The 14,709-nt window shown below is 69.9% G+C and carries 10 protein-coding genes and 2 pseudogenes; 2 read left to right on the top strand and 10 right to left on the bottom strand.

All coding sequences use genetic code 11. From position 1 onward, the window contains the following. Nucleotides 1-43: 43 nt before the first annotated feature. The 10 genes and pseudogenes from OG858_RS37045 to OG858_RS37000 all read right to left on the bottom strand — a co-directional run bounded on the left by OG858_RS37045 (nt 44) and on the right by OG858_RS37000 (nt 13,490). Nucleotides 44-892, bottom strand: a complete 849-nt coding sequence (locus tag OG858_RS37045; protein ID WP_086747964.1) for a sugar phosphate isomerase/epimerase family protein — start codon at nt 890-892, stop codon at nt 44-46. A gap of 34 nt (nt 893-926) precedes the next feature. Beyond that, nucleotides 927-1,997, bottom strand: a complete 1,071-nt coding sequence (locus tag OG858_RS37040) for an SCO3242 family prenyltransferase (protein WP_319316108.1) — start codon at nt 1,995-1,997, stop codon at nt 927-929. 109 nt (nt 1,998-2,106) lie between these two features. Then, nucleotides 2,107-3,519, bottom strand: coding sequence for a phytoene desaturase family protein (locus tag OG858_RS37035; RefSeq protein ID WP_319261575.1), 1,413 nt, complete (start codon nt 3,517-3,519; stop codon nt 2,107-2,109). 268 nt (nt 3,520-3,787) lie between these two features. After that, the gene (locus OG858_RS37030; protein WP_319064171.1) at nt 3,788-4,633 is read right to left on the bottom strand and encodes an inositol monophosphatase family protein; all 846 of its coding nucleotides are present in this window, start codon (nt 4,631-4,633) and stop codon (nt 3,788-3,790) included. Nucleotides 4,634-4,751: 118 nt separating this feature from the next. Next, nucleotides 4,752-6,614 (bottom strand): gamma-glutamyltransferase family protein, encoded by a 1,863-nt coding sequence (locus OG858_RS37025; protein ID WP_328544021.1) that lies wholly within the window; start codon nt 6,612-6,614, stop codon nt 4,752-4,754. Between the two features lie 49 nt (nt 6,615-6,663). Beyond that, nucleotides 6,664-7,965: a tyrosine-type recombinase/integrase gene (locus OG858_RS37020; RefSeq protein ID WP_328544022.1), complete on the bottom strand. Its 1,302-nt coding sequence runs from the start codon at nt 7,963-7,965 to the stop codon at nt 6,664-6,666. A 25-nt stretch (nt 7,966-7,990) separates the two neighbouring features. Then, nucleotides 7,991-8,287 (bottom strand): helix-turn-helix transcriptional regulator, encoded by a 297-nt coding sequence (locus OG858_RS37015; protein ID WP_327745312.1) that lies wholly within the window; start codon nt 8,285-8,287, stop codon nt 7,991-7,993. A gap of 1,076 nt (nt 8,288-9,363) precedes the next feature. Further along, nucleotides 9,364-10,681, bottom strand: a pseudogene (locus tag OG858_RS37010) (IS1380 family transposase). A gap of 347 nt (nt 10,682-11,028) precedes the next feature. After that, nucleotides 11,029-12,358: pseudogene (locus OG858_RS37005) on the bottom strand (IS630 family transposase). Nucleotides 12,359-12,743: 385 nt separating this feature from the next. Then, a complete protein-coding gene (locus OG858_RS37000) occupies nt 12,744-13,490 on the bottom strand; it encodes a DUF5655 domain-containing protein (RefSeq protein WP_328544023.1) in 747 nt (248 codons plus the stop codon). A gap of 394 nt (nt 13,491-13,884) precedes the next feature. Between OG858_RS37000 and OG858_RS36995 the strand changes: the two genes are divergently transcribed. After that, nucleotides 13,885-14,421, top strand: a complete 537-nt coding sequence (locus OG858_RS36995) for a hypothetical protein (protein WP_328544024.1) — start codon at nt 13,885-13,887, stop codon at nt 14,419-14,421. Beyond that, entirely contained in the window at nt 14,418-14,654 is a 237-nt protein-coding gene (locus OG858_RS36990) for a hypothetical protein (protein ID WP_328544025.1), read from the top strand. Before OG858_RS36995 ends, OG858_RS36990 begins: the two co-directional genes overlap by 4 nt. Nucleotides 14,655-14,709: the final 55 nt, after the last annotated feature.

Genomic DNA, 14,709 nt, shown 5'->3' with positions numbered 1-14,709 from the left:
TGTGGGGTGGAGGACGTGACGGGACGGTGGTCGTCGGGTCGGGTCAGGCCGTCGCCGCGCGGAGGAAGTCCAGCGAGCGACGGGCCACTTCGGGGGCGTCGAGGGAACCGCCCTGGATCTCCACGGAGACCAGTCCGCGGTGGTCGAGGTCCTGGAGGGCGGCGAGCACGGGTGGGAAGTCGATCTCGCCGGCGCCGAGTTCGAGGTGCTGGTGGACGCCCCGCCGCATGTCCTCGATCTGCACGTTCAGCAGGCGCGGGCCTGCGAGGCGGACGCACTCCAGAACGGTCCGGTCCTCCACGCAGTGCGCGTGCCCCACGTCGAGGGTGATCCCGAACAGTTCGTGTCCGCCGACCATCTCGGCGAGTTCCAGGCAGCGTTCCACGGTGTCGACGAACATGTACGGCTCCGGTTCGAAGGCCAGCGAGACGCCGTACTCCCCCGCCGTGTCCAGAACGGTCTCGACGCCCGCCGCGAGCCGCTTCCACGCGTCGCGCTCCGGCAGTCCGTGGTCCGGGGCGGGGCCGCTGCACAGATGGACGGTGGGCGAGCCGAGGTCGGCGGCGATGCGTACGGCCCGCCGCAGCAGGTCGATCCTGCGCTCGGCCCCGTCCGCCATGAGCGTCGGACGGTGCTTGCCCCAGGGGTCGAGGAGGTAGGGGGCGCCGGTCTCGACCGTCACGTCGAGTCCGTGCCGGGCCAGGTCCCGGGCGACCGCGTCCACCCGCCGGGGCAGGTCGTCCGCGTACGGGTCGAGGTGACCGTGGTCGAGGGTGAGCGCGACGCCGTCGTAGCCGAGGTCGGCGAGGACCGCGAGGACGTCGCCGAGCCGGTGGTTGGTGAAGCCGTTGGTCCCGTAGCCGAATCTGAGGGGTAAGGGGGGTGGGGTCATTCCGGCTTTCCTCCTGCGGAGGTCTGGTACTGGTTCAGGTGGGGGAGATGCGCCGGGCGAGCCGTCGCGCGAGGGGGTGTACGACGCCCAGGGCCGCCGCCGCGGCCGTGGCTCCGCTCCGTGCGGTCAGCGCCGCCTGCAGGGGCATCAGCCCGAGGATCCCGGCCCCGACGGCCCGCCGTACGTTCTCGCCCGACGGTTCCCGTACGGCACGGGCCTGTGCCGTTCCGTAGCTGCCGAGGTAGGCGAGGGCCCCGGCGGCGACCACGACGGCCCGTGCCGCGGTCGAGGGCGAAACGCCCGCGGTCACGGCCGAACCTCGTGTCCTGGCGCCCGCGGCCGTCGTGCCGGGCGCGGCGCGGGTGGTGGTCGCGTCGCCCGCCGGCAGGCGCCCGGCATGCCAGGCGACGGCCGTACGGACGGCCGGGAGTGCGGCGGCGAGGGCGGTGGCCGTGGAAGCGGCGAGGGTCGCGGCCGGCAGCCGGGCGGGGGCGCCCGAGATCTCGTGGCGGCTGAGCGCGGTCAGCGTGTAGGTGTGGGCGCCGACCAGCGCGGCGGGGACGGCACCACGCAGCAGGGCGGCACCGGTTCCGGTCGTGCGGTCCGTCCCGCGCCCGGCGGCCAGGGCGCCCCCGAGGACGTCCAGGGCACGCGCGGAGGCCATGGCGGCCGGGCCCGCCGGGGTGGACTTGAGTTTCAGGTCGTACGCCCAGACGGCGCCGGCCAGCGGAAGCGCTCCCAGAAGACCACGGCGGCCTCCGGCGGCCGCGGCGAGCGCGAGGCCCCCGGCGGTCAGGGCACCCGCGACGGCGAGGGCGGTGCCGCGCGGGACACGGCCCGACGGGACGGGGCGCTCGGGGCGCTCGACCGCGTCGATCGTGGCGTCGGCGTAGTCGTTGAGGGCCATGCCGGCCCAGTAGAGGCAGACGGATGAGGCCATCACCCCGAACGTCCGCCCACCCAGCGGGCGCCCTGCGGCGGCGGCACCCGCGAGCACATCGCCCGGGACGCTCAAGGCGGCCGGTGCGCGCACGAGTTGTGCGAGGTCGGCGAGGCCCACGGCACGTCGCGAGCCGGAGCCCGGTACCGCTCTCCGATCTTTCATGGCGGCAACTTACCCACATGACTTGAACATTCACACGGAGAACATGTGAAGACCTTTGTCGATTCGTGATGTTGCTTCGCTGCGCCGATGACATCTCGCCGATGTCGGCTCAGGGTTCCTGCCGCAGCCTCCGCCAGACCGCCTTGGCCGCGTTGTGTCCGGACATACCGTGCACGCCGGGGCCGGGCGGGGTCGCCGAGGAACAGATGAAGACGGCCGGGTGCGGGGTGCTGTACGGGTGGAGCGAGAGCCTGGGGCGGAGCAGCAGCTGCAGTCCGGAGGCGGCGCCGCAGGCGATGTCGCCGCCCACGTAGTTCGCGTTGTGCGCGGCGAGTTCGGGCGGGCCGGCGGTGGCACGCGCGAGGACGCGGTCGCGGAACCCCGGGGCGAAACGCTCCAGTTGCCGCTCGACGGCGTCCGTCAGGTCGCCCGTCCAGCCGTTCGGGACATGGCCGTACGCCCAGAAGACGTGCTTGCCCTCGGGTGCCCGGCTCGGATCGACCAGGCTGGGCTGCACGGTGATCAGGAACGGCGCGTCGGGCGCCCGGCCGTGCCGGGAGGCCGCGTCGAGCGCCGCGCCGATCTCGGCCTTGCTCGCCCCGACCTGGACGGTGCCGGCGCGGCGCGCCTCCTCGGCGGTCCACGGCACGGGGCCGTCCAGCGCGTAGTCGAGCTTGAAGACGCTCGCGCCGTAGCGGTACTGCTCGTAGTAGCTGCCGAAGCCCGCGATCCGGGCCAGCGCGGTGGGCGAGGTGTCGAAGACGTACGCGCGCGCGGGCGGCAGATCGTCGAGCCGCTTGACCTCGTAGTCGGTGTGGACGGTGCCGCCGAGGTCCTTCAGATACGCGGTGAGCGCGTCGGAGATGGCCTGCGAGCCGCCCCGCGCGACCGGCCAGCCGGCGGCGTGCGCGGCCAGCGCGAAGACCAGGCCGACGGCACCGGTGGCGAGGCCGCCGAGCGGGGCGATGACATGGGCGACCAGTCCGGCGAACAGTGCCTTGGCCCGCTCGTCCTTGAAGCGCCGCATCAGCCACGTCGACGGCGGCAGGCCCACCAGGCCGAAGCGGGCGAGGGTGACCGGGTCGCGGGGCAGCGCGGACAGCGGCAGCGACATGAAGTCCCGGGCGAGCGTGTCCCACCTGGGCAGGAACGGCTCGACCAGTCTGCGGTACGTGCCCGCGTCACGCGGCCCGAACGAGGCGGCCGTCTCCCCCACCGAGCGCGACAGCACCGCCGCCGAGCCGTCGGGGAAGGGGTGCGCCATCGGCAGCTCGGCGTGCAGCCACTCCAGGCCGTAGCGGTGGAGGGGCATCGCCTTGAACGCGGGTGAGTTGACACCGAGCGGGTGCGCGGCCGCGCAGGGGTCGTGACGGAAGCCGGGCAGGGTCAGCTCCGCGGTGCGGGAGCCCCCTCCCACGGTGGACTTCGCCTCGAACACGGCCACGGAGAACCCGCGGCGGGCCAGCTCCACGGCAGCCGTCAGGCCGTTCGGCCCCGCCCCCACCACCACCGCGTCGAGCATCGACGGCACGTCCGGACCCCTTCGTCAGCCGATGGCCAAACTCCGTCGGCGGAATCCCCGCCCACGGACAGGCCTGCGCTCAGGATATGCCCGGCCACCGACAGGCCCGGGCAAGGGTGGGCCCCGCCGACGGACGCGCCGGTTCCGCTTCGCCTCGTTCCACTCCACCGCTCCGGCCACGACCGCCCGGGAGGCACCGCGGCCGCCGGACCCTGCCGGGCAACGCTCCGCGGGCCCCGAACCCCGGCCCCGAAGCCAGGTCCCCGGGTCAGGCACCGCCCGACAGCAGCCCCGCCACCCGGCGGGCCGTGGCCGCGTCCCGGGCCGTGGTGAAGGGGAGTGCGTTGCCGCCGGTTATGCGGAAGGGCTCGCCGGCCAGGGTGAGATGGGCGCCGCCCGCCTCCTCGACGAGGAGAAGGCCCGCCGCGTGGTCCCAGGCCGCCTCCCAGGAGAACGCGGTCGCGTCCAACCGGCCCTCGGCGATGGCGAGATACTCCAGCCCGGCCGAACCACAGGAACGCGGGGCCACACCGTCCGTCCAGAGGCCGAGCAGGGCCCGCTTCTGCTCCTCCGTGGTGTAGTCCGGGTGGGAGGTGGCGATGTCGAGGTCACGGCCGGGGTCCGGCGAGCCGGCGTGCAGGGGCTCACCGTCGAGGGTGGCACCCTGGCCGCGTATCGCCACGGCGAGCCGGTCGAGGGCGGGCGCGTACGTCCAGGACGCGCGCAGGACCCCGCCGTGGGCGAGGGCGACGAGGGTGCAGAAGCCGGGTTCGCCGCGCACGAACTGGCGGGTGCCGTCCACCGGATCCACGATCCAGACCGGCGCGTCGCCCTGAATGGCCTCGTACGACGCGGGGTCGGCGTGCACCGCCTCCTCGCCGACCACGACCGAGCCGGGCAGCAGCGCGGAGAGCGCCTCCGTCAGGTACAGCTCGGCCTTGCGGTCGGCGTCGGTCACCAGGTCGTGCGGGCCGTTCTTCTGGTCGATCTCGTGCGCGGCGAGCTGCCGGAAGCGCGGCATGATCTCCGCGGCGGCGGCCTTGCGGATCGCTTCCTCGACGTCCGAGGCGTGCCGGGCGAGAAACTCGTCGATGGTTTCGTTGTCTTCGATCATGCCTCCATGACAGCACGCGGCACTGACAATCCCCACCGGTTCGGTGTATTCGGCATGGAATCGCCGTGAACACCCGGGGCGGGCCGGCGTCCGCCGAGAGCCGGGGACCCGCCTGCGCTCAGCGCCCGACCGCGTATCCCTGCATCCCGCGCGGATTCGCCGCCGCCGACAGCACCCCGGTCGCCGGGTCCCGTGCGACCGCACACAGCCTGCCCTCGGACCATGCCTGACCGACGACGACGTCGTGGCCGCGCCGACGCAGTTCGGCGACGGTCTCCGGGGGCATGCGGGACTCGACGGTGACGCTGCCGGGCCGCATGCCGCGCGGGTAGAAGGAGCCGGGGAAGCTGTCGTTGTGCCAGTTCGGGGCGTCGATGGCGCCCTGGAGGTCGAGGCCGCCGCGGACCGGCGGGCGCAGGGCCACGGCCAGGAAGAAGTGCAGCTGCCACTGGTCCTGCTGGTCGCCGCCCGGCGTGCCGAAGGCCATGACCGGCACACCGTCGCGCAGCGCCAGCGACGGGGTGAGCGTGGTGCGCGGCCGACGCCCGGGGGTGAGGGAGTTGGGCAGCCCCTCGTCCAGCCAGGCCATCTGCAGCCGGGTGCCGAGCGGGAAGCCCAGCTCGGGCACCACCGGGTTGGACTGCAGCCAGCCGCCGCTGGGCGTGGCGGCGACCATGTTGCCCCAGCGGTCGACGATGTCGAGGTGGCAGGTGTCGCCCCGGGTGCTCCCGTCCGCCGCGACCTCGGGCTCCCCCGGCACCGGTGACCGAGGACCCCTGGCGACGGTGGGCTCACCGGCGCCCCCGAGCCCCTTGGCGACCGTGGGCTCACCGGCGCCCATGGGACTGAAGCCCGGCTCATCGGTGGCCACCACGCGCGCGTGCACGCTCAGTCGCGGAGCACGGCCCCCCGGCTCACCCGGCAGCAGCTCGTACGACGCCGTCCCGCCGACGAGCGCCCGCCGCCCGGCGTTGTACTCGTCGGACAGCAGCTCGTCGAGCGGCACCGGCGCCGCGTCCCCGTACCAGGCCTCCCGGTCCGCCATGGCGAGCTTGCAGCCCTCGATGAGGAGGTGCACGTAGTCGGCGGACCCGTACGCGGGCAGGTCGGGCGGCAGCAGGGCCAGTTGCTGGAGGAGGACCGGGCCCTGGCTCCAAGGGCCGGCCTTGCACAGGGTCCAGCCGTTCCAGTCGTACGTCGCCGGGGCCTCGTAGGACGCGGACCAGGCGGCGAGGTCGGCCGGGGTGAGCGTCCCGGTGTGCCGTTCGCCGCTGGTGTCCAGGGTGGGCCGCCCGGCCTGCCGGACGAGGGCCTCGGCGATGAAGCCGGAGCGCCACACCTCGCGCGCCGCCTCGATACGGGCCTCCCGGCCGCCCGCCCCCTCGACCTCGGCGAGCAGCCTTCGCCAGGTCGCGGCCAGGGCCGGATTGCGGAACAGCTCACCGGGGCGGGGCGCCCGCCCGCCCGGCAGGTACACCTCCGCCGACGACAGCCACTCCTTCTCGAAGAGGTCCCGCACGGACTCGACCGTCGCCCCCACGTTCTCCACGGGCGCGTGACCGTCCTGCGCGTACCCGACGGCGTACTTCAGGACGTCCGCCAGGTCCTTGGTGCCGTGGTCGCGCAGAAGGAGCATCCACGCGTCGAACGCGCCCGGCACGGCGGCGGCCAGCGGCCCCGTGCCGGGCACCAGCTCCAGCCCGAGCCCCCGGTAGTGCTCGACCGACGCCCCGGCGGGGGCCACGCCCTGTCCGCACAACACGCGGACCTCACCGTCCGCGGGCGCGAGGACGATGGGCACCTCGCCGGCGGGCCCGTTGAGGTGGGGTTCCACGACGTGCAGGACGAAGCCCGCCGCCACGGCCGCGTCGAACGCGTTGCCACCGTCCTCCAGGACCGCCATCGCCGACTGGGAGGCCAGCCAGTGCGTGGAGGACACCATGCCGAAGGTCCCCTGGAGCGTCGGTCGAGTGGTGAACATACGGGGTCTCACCTCGCTGTTTACGCGCGTCGGACGGTCGAATCCGCACTCAGGATCGGGCCTGGGGAGAATCTGGGGAGTTTGGACCGGAACTCTCCTCGGCCCGCTCCCCCAACAGGCTATCGATCGCCCTGCGCCCCTTCTTCCCCGCCTCCGGCATGAAGTGCGCGTAGTGATCGAGCGTGATGGTCGGCGATGAATGCCCCAACCACTTGGCGAGTGTGACGACCGACTCTCCTGCCTCCAGCACGAGGGACGCGTACGTGTGCCTCAGCACATGGAACCCGTCCTTCGGTGCCGCTTGCCACTGCCAAGGTTTCGCCCCCTTGACACGCGGAGGGATGACACCTGCCCTAGCCAAGGCAGGCTTCCAGATCTCGGTGTTCCACGTGTTGGCGGCGATCGCGTTCCCGTACTTCGTTGTCAGTACGAGGCCGAACTTCTTCCGCTCCCTGTCCAACTCAGGACCGCCCCAGGGAAGCTCGACCTTGTCGCCGGGGTATGCCCTGGCATGCTTCACCAGCTCGTCGGACACGGAGCGCGGCATGTCCGCAACGCGGGTTTTGCCACCCTTTGGAAGCGTAAAGTACTTCCGGCCATTGACTATTTGCACCTGACGTCGGACGTGGAGCACTCCGCGCGCGTGGTCGACGTCCTCCATGCTCAGGCCGAAGACTTCGCCCTGGCGCAGACCGCACCCAAGCCCAAGAATTACCGCTATACGGTGTCTCTGGCTGATCTCATCACGCACCCTCCGAGCCAACGCCTCAGGCCACGCCTCGCGACGCTCATCGGGCAGCTTCGGCCATCGGACCGACTTGGACCTCATCGGGTTCCGAGCAAGACGCTTGTCATCAACCGCTGTCTCTAGGACGCTCGACAGCGTCGAGAGAATGCTGCGGGCGTACTGCGGCGAGCACGAGGCTTCGAGCTTGACTATGTAGGCACGAAGCTCGGCCGCAGACACCTCGTTCAGCGATACATCGCCCAGGTGCGGTATCACGTGTAGCCGAATCCGCTCGTTGATGCCCTTGCGCGTCTTGGCTTCACCACGCACGCCCGGCATCCAGTACCGCTCGACGTATTCAGCGAGCGTTACGGAGCCGTCCCTTGGATCGACGAACTCGCCGCGCTCCTGGTCGGTACTTGATCGCCGGAGCCACGCTTTGGCGTCCTCCAGGGTGTCAAAGGATCGGTCCCGGACTCCGGGTATGCCGGCGACCTTGTATCGCTTGCCCTTGCCGTAGCGGGCGGTTCGCTCTCGTTTCCCGGTGACCGGGTCCTTCTTCTTCTTGATCCAGCGGTCTTCGATGTAGCCGGCCAGGGGAGTCTCCTTTTCGAGGGGCTGCAAACGGTGCTCAATGACGAACGGAACGTCAGGCGCTGACCCGGCTGCGTTGCTGTGGATCTGCGCTCAGCGGGTTCAGGGCCCGGTTGGAACGGGAGTCGGCCTGCTCCTGTTCATAGATCCAGGCGTCGAGGGCTTCTCGCCGGTACATGACGCGACCGCGGGGGCCCATACGGAAGCTCGGCGGTCCCTGACGGCGGTGGCGCCAGACGTAGAGGGTGTGGGGTGAGAGGCCGAGGTAATCGGCGGCGTCCTTCACGGTCAGGAAGGCCGTGCGTACGGCTGCAGAGAAAGCAGTGGGGGCAGGGAAAGGTCGTGCAGGCATCGGTGGTCCTCTGTGGGGTGCGGGAGGGGGGAGCCCGGCTGGGCGGAATCCAGTGCTCGGCCCAGCCGTTGCCTGTCGTGAGGCAGGGAAAAATCGCGGACAATCCGCGACTCGGAGTGCCGCTACGGACGCCGTGCGGTCGAAGTCGGCTGGCTCGGCAGGTCAGTACTGCGTCCGCCACGGCTCCACCGCCAAGCGCAGCCGCTGCGAACACCCTCAATGGTCGTCACGATCGCCGGTTTGGCTAACCGGCGATCATGGTCTATGTTTCGCCCCGCACGACTCAGAAGAACGGCTAGTACGACCAGACACTGGGGCCGGGAACGCTGAACCCGGGATGGCTGCGTGCGGCTCCGGGGTGGGCCGAGTGCGTGAGGACCGCCCAGTACCGGCAGTCCGCTGCGTTGCAACAAACCCTCACCGAACAGCCCGGCCACACAGACACAGAGAGTCACCGCCGTGGAATGGGCACCACAGTCCTATCGCCCCTGTGCGCTCCACGCGCCCAGGTCACCAACCGAATGGGGAGCAGCGAAACGGGCGGATCGGAGAGTCGCATTCGACAGGTAGTGCTCCTTATTCAGGGCCTCTACGAGGAGGCCGTGCAGCGTGAGATACCAGCTGGCTGCCGTAATGGCCGGCCGCCTTGCCGACTCGAAGCCCGCTACTCTCGCTGACCTGGTGTTTCCGGGGTCTTGTACGTTGACATGATCCCGGAGCAGGTGCCAGTGTCTTGGAGCTCTTTCCCGTCTGCCGTGGGCGAATCTGTCCTTTGACAGCGAACCCAGTCGCTTTGTCATCCAATCGAGGCGTTTGACAGCGAACCCAGTCGTTACGGCTTCTTTGACAGTGAATCTAGCCTCGAAGTTTCGTGACGGTCCGCCGACGGAGTCGGTGGACCGTTTTCGTGCCGTGGGCTGAGGCTGTGCAGGCGGAGGGCCCGAGCGTCGCCTCGGGATGGCGCCGGATTCCACTGCTCCGGGTGTTGAGGTGCTGTCGAAGGGACGGGAATCTTCTGGTCAGCCGGGGTCGGGCAGTTGGGTGAGCCGGTCGAGGACTGCGGTGATGTGACTGGTCTAGGGCCAGTGCCGGGCCAGGCGGAGGATTCGCCGACGGCCGGTGGTCACGAGCTGTCCCGCCGCGGTGAACAGGCGGAGCCGTAGTCGGCGGGGCTCCCAGAGCCTGGCCTTGGCGGTCAGGGCGAGCATCGGCATCCAGGCCAGCAGGTCGAGAGCGATCTGCACGATCTCCAGCCAGATCCGGTTCTGGGCCGTGCGGTGCAGGGGCAGGTTGCGCAGGCCGGTGGCCCGGGCGGCGCGGATGCGGTCCTCGGCCCGGGCCCGCAGCCGGTGACGGAGCTCAAGCTCGGCGATCGGCCGGCCCGAGGTATTGGTGGCGAAACAGGTCAGCCGCATGCCGTCCGCGTCCGTGAGCCGCAACTGGGCCCCGGGGTGCGGTCGTTCCTTCCTGACGATCAGCCGCATGCCCTTGGGCCAGCCGTCCAGAACGTCGCCGGTGAGTTCAGCGACCCAGGCGCCGTCGCGGATCTCGCCGTCCGCCTCGACGGCCGCCGTCCAGGCCGATGCCGGAACCTTCAGCACATGCTGGTGGACCTGCTCGGTGATCACCATGCCGACCGAGTAGGACAGCCGCCGTCCCCGCTGAGCGAGCCAGGCGATGAAGTCGTGGGTGCCGCCCGCGGAGTCGGTGCGGATCAGGGTCCGGCGCCCGCGCCGGTACTTCTTCGGCAGCTGGGCCAGGGCCAGTTGGGCGGCGGTGATGTGGTCGGTGGCCGTGTTCGATCCCGCGTTGCCTGCTCTGAGCAGGGCCGCGACCGGTTCACCCGTGCCGCCCGGTCCGTGGTCGACGAACCCCATCAGCGGGTGGTGGCCGTAGGTTCGCTTCCACGTGGGTGCGGCGTCTTCCTTGTCCGAGTGCGCGATCACCAGCACCCCGTCGAGGTCCACGGTCACCGTCCCGCCCACATCAGGCGCTTCCCGGTCGGCCAACCGCCAGACATGTTGGCGGACTTCAGCCCGCGCCGCACGGATGGCCCGCAGGGCTTTCTCCCCGGAGGCTGCGGGCGTCGATGAGGCGGGAGACCGTCGGGTCGGAGGCCACCGGCCCGAACACGGCCGGCTCGGCCCGCAGCATGCCGACATCCGCGAGGCAGTCCCCGCCCAACGCGACCGCCAGGGCCACGTCCAGCAGGATCTTGCCCGGGTCGTGCACAGCCCGAGCCTTCCGCCACGGCGTCAGCGCCGCTGATATCGCGGTGTCCAAGCCGGCCTTGCGGACGGTCTCGACCAGCAGCACGCCCCCGGCCTGAGAGACAACAGCCCGGCCGCCGCCCTCGATGCGGACACGCGGGTACGACCCGATACGCTTCTTCACCTGGAGAGTGCTTCTTTCCGTGCAGCCAACAGGACCCTAGACAAGTCCCATCGTTGCAGGTCAGGAGCACTCTCCGCTTATTTGATCAAGCCTCGGACGCCCCGCCTCGTGAAAGCGCGAGGCTAGTCGTGAGGGGCGAGCGGGCTGGGGGTGTCGTATGTCGGTATCGGCTGGGTCGGAAGGGACGGCGCCGTACGTCGAGGTGTCGAGTGTGGTGGGCAAGCGCGAGCGTCGACGGCGTCCGCTGTCGGACTGCGTGTCGGTCAGGTTCGAGGATGCTCGTCCGGTACGGCCGTTTCGGTGGCCGCCAGGCGGGCGCTAGTGTGATGCGCCAGAAATCCTGAGGGTTAGTTCTGCTCTGTTTTCTGGCCGGTGGTTCCGACCTTGGTGAGGTAGTCGGCGAGGGAGTTGAGGATCTCGTCGGCTGTCTTGGTCCAAGTGAAAGGCCGCGGGTTCTCGTTCCAGGTGTCGATCCACGCAGTGATGTCGTCCTCTAGGGCCTTCACGGACCTGTGGACGCCGCGGCGGATGAGCTTGTCGGTCAGCAGGCCGAACCACCGCTCCACCTGGTTCATCCAAGAGGAGCCGGTGGGCGTGAAATGGACGTGGAAGCGGGGGTGTTTGCCGAGCCACGTCCTGATCTCGGCGGTGTTGTGGGTGGCGTAGATTCTCACAGTTGTCACAGACGAGGTGCACGTCGAGTCCGGCGGGCACCGCCTTGTCGATCCGGATCAGGAACTTCTTGAACTCGATCGCCCGGTGGCGGCGGTGCAGTGCCGATATGACGGTGCCGTCGGCGATGTTGAAGGCGGCGAAAAGGCTGGTGATGCCGTGCCTCAGATAGTCGTGGGTGCGGCGTTCGGGCATGCCCGGCATCATCGGCAGCACCGGCTGGGACCGGTCCAGAGCCTGGATCTGGCTCTTCTCGTCCACGCAGAGCACGACCGCCTTCTCGGGCGGGTGGTGGTACAGGCCGACAACGTCGACGACCTTGGCGACGAACTGCGGATCGGTGGACAGCTTGAAGGAGTCCTGCAGGTGGGGCTTGAGGTCGAACCGTTTCCAGATTCGCCCGATCGTCGACTTCGACAGGCCGGTGCGCTGGGCCATCGAGGCCCGCGACCAGTGCGTGTCCTCGCCCGGAACCGACTCCAGGGTGGCCACGACGACCTCCTCGACCTGGTCGAGGAGGATCGAAGGCGGCCGGCCCGAGCGCGGCTCGTCATGCAGACCATCGAGGCGCTTCGCGATGAACCGGGCCCGCCAGCGGTCCACGGTCGACCTGTCGATGCCGAGGTCGGCCGCAGCCTGCTGGTTCGTCCCGCCCTCCGCGCAGCGCAGCACGATCTTGGCTCGCAACGCGAGGAACTGGGCGGTCCTGGCCCGCCGCGCCCACTGCTGCAGCTGCCCGCGCTCAGCATCGTCGAGGATCAGGTCGGCCTTCGGCCGGCCAATCCAGCTGGCGTCCTCAAGCCCGGCCATCCGCTCCGCCGCGAAAGCCCGACGCCACTTGCCGACCGTCTTGGCCTGCACACCCACGAGCCGTGCGACACCCGCGTTTGACATGCCGTCAGCACACGCCAGGATGATGCGGGCCTTCTCAGCCGAGCGCCGGTGCGGCACCTCTGTCCGGCGCAACAACTCGGCACGCTCGGCCTCGGACAACGTGATCGCCACAGCAGAAGGCCCCGAATGCGACATGACAACAGGGTACTTACTAACCCTCAGGATTTCTGGCGCATCACACTAGCCCGGCCCCAAATCTCCCGGGGCCGGTGACTATCTGGCCCGGAGGGCGAGTCCGGTTTCTGCCAGACAGCCGTCGAGCTCACTGCGACATCACGAGTTCAAGCTCAGCAGCCATGTCGCTCACGCCGGACAGCAATTCCGGCGACCGAGGGGACGGAACATAGCCGAGGATCGCCGGTTGGCCAAACCGGCGATCCCGCGCATCATTGATGATCCACCGCCATTACCTGCCCGTACATCGGAAGGCACGACCACCACAACATCCACAGCAGCCCAACCCCGTACGCCCTCACGTCACAAACACACCGGACGGCTACGCTGCCGCGTAGCCGGCGCGGAAGAGGTCCACGGCCCGCTCCAAGTCCCGCTCGGAGCGCAACTGCACCTCCAGGTCGCCCGTGCCGTGGTGACCCAGCCCCGTCACATCCCGAGTGAAGCCAGGCATGAGGTCGACCTCCTTCGGGTCGGCCTTGAGATAGACGAGGAGCTTGGTCTTCTGCGGCGGGCAAACGCAGGCGAAGTTCCGCAGGCGCTGATAGGCCCGGTACTGCTTGCGCTGCACCCGGCTGACGCCGTCCCCGAGGCCGAGCAGCACCTCATCAACCGCCTCCGCCAGCGCCGCCAGCTCACCGACCTGCTCTCGGGCGGGCGGCAGCCCGGCCGCGCTCCGGCGAACCCGCCACGCGGCTGGCGTCCGCCCTGTAACGGAAGCCACGGTCTCAAGTCCGATCAGGTCCTTGCCGAAGAACCGGTAGCGGACCAGGTCGATGCTGCGCCTATGCTCGCGTACGGCGTGCCCGTCGTAGCGGGTGAAGTCGCCGGCGACACAGATCAGCCGGGGTGCGCTCCACAGCACCTGGGACGCGGCCGATACCCCGAGCCGGTCGCGGACCAGGTGCCGGAAAGCGTCCTTGTGCGCCATCAGCCACGCCATGTAATACAGGCCCTGATTGATCACGCCGGCCGCGGTGCCGCGCTTAAATTCCACGACCACCGGCGCCCCGTTCTCATCGAGCCCCAGCGAATCGATCCGGCCACCGTCAAATCCCCGCGAGTTCACGATTTCTGAAGGTATCGAAATCTGAACTGTAGGTACTGTTGGGGGATTCGAAGGTGCCTGACCGTGGGTTCGTGGCGTCACCCCCTGCAGTCGGCGACGCGAACCACGCCGATGATCAGCGGTGGCCGCAGCCTTCCGGCAGTCGGTCCGCCCAGACCCAACTTCAGGAATCCTCATCACCAGACGGGGCAGCACCGCCTCCTGCTCGGCGAGGAATCCGCTCAACTCCTCAAGCCGAGCGCGCAGTTCCCCGATCTTCTCCCGAGTCGCGGCCTCGTCGCTCGATCTCCTCCAGCCACGAAACTATCGCTGCCACCCCCGCAACCCGGCCACCCGACACCACGACGATCGAGTAACCGACCTCCGGGTCAGTAACCACGCAGGTCACGGCCACATGCGCACGGTGGTCAGCGCCGCCTATGCCTCGCGCAGCCGCGAGGGCATTCACGATCTCCTCGACATCGAAACCGCCCGGGCGACCGTCGACACCCTGGCCACATTGAACGCCGACCTGAGCGAGGGAGTCGGCATCTCCGGACCAGCAGCACGCCGCGCGATCAACGCAGACGCCCACGCACCGGAGTTCATCGGCACCGTGGTGAGCGCGCGGGCCGCCAAGGACATCTTGAACAACCCGCAACTGTCCGTCTGTGTGTCTACAACCGTGACAAGGCTCTATGCCACCGGCTGGGGGGGCCAGCAGGAGGCCCCTAGCCTGGACCGCTGCCAGCCGTCCTGCGCGAACATCTCGCGCACCGACCACCACGCCGATCAACTCATCACCTTGGCTGAGCGGTTGGAGAAGCAGGCCGGATCCGAACTCGTCGCCATCCCGCTGGCCGACCGGTTCCGCCGCCGCGCCGGCCGCCTTCGTGCCTTTGCCGACTCGCACTACCGCAACCGCGTCATAGTCCAGGAGGACCCCAAATGAGCCCTGCTCCCGACGAACGCGACCGCATCCAGGCCGCCATAGGCCGGATCCTGGCCGACGCCCCTGAGCACTCCAGCGGCGCCTTGACCATCGTGGCCCTTTCCCAGGAGGCCCAGGTTCCGCGCAATGCGCTCACCCAGCGCCACCTGGACCTGAAGAACGAGTTCTACGACAAGGTCCGCGCCCGCGGCGCCATGCCGGAGACAGCGAGAAGTGGCTGCGCCGCAAAGTGACCAAATTCAAGGAACTGCGGGCTGCGGACGCCAAAGAGCTTGCGGCCCTGCGAGC

The organism is Streptomyces europaeiscabiei (assembly GCF_036346855.1).
Lineage (GTDB): Bacteria > Actinomycetota > Actinomycetes > Streptomycetales > Streptomycetaceae > Streptomyces > Streptomyces europaeiscabiei.
The sequence above is the reverse complement of the archived record's forward strand: the minus strand, read 5'-3'. Positions and strand labels throughout refer to the sequence as shown.

What these genes read in the sequence shown, in the direction of transcription:
- OG858_RS37045 (WP_086747964.1), bottom strand. Translation starts at nt 892, where the DNA reads ATGACCCCACCCCCCTTACCCCTCAGATTCGGCTACGGGACCAACGGC.
- OG858_RS37040 (WP_319316108.1), bottom strand. Translation starts at nt 1,997, where the DNA reads ATGAAAGATCGGAGAGCGGTACCGGGCTCCGGCTCGCGACGTGCCGTG.
- OG858_RS37035 (WP_319261575.1), bottom strand. Translation starts at nt 3,519, where the DNA reads ATGCTCGACGCGGTGGTGGTGGGGGCGGGGCCGAACGGCCTGACGGCT.
- OG858_RS37030 (WP_319064171.1), bottom strand. Translation starts at nt 4,633, where the DNA reads ATGATCGAAGACAACGAAACCATCGACGAGTTTCTCGCCCGGCACGCC.
- OG858_RS37025 (WP_328544021.1), bottom strand. Translation starts at nt 6,614, where the DNA reads ATGTTCACCACTCGACCGACGCTCCAGGGGACCTTCGGCATGGTGTCC.
- OG858_RS37015 (WP_327745312.1), bottom strand. Translation starts at nt 8,287, where the DNA reads ATGCCTGCACGACCTTTCCCTGCCCCCACTGCTTTCTCTGCAGCCGTA.
- OG858_RS36995 (WP_328544024.1), top strand. Translation starts at nt 13,885, where the DNA reads ATGCGCACGGTGGTCAGCGCCGCCTATGCCTCGCGCAGCCGCGAGGGC.
- OG858_RS36990 (WP_328544025.1), top strand. Translation starts at nt 14,418, where the DNA reads ATGAGCCCTGCTCCCGACGAACGCGACCGCATCCAGGCCGCCATAGGC.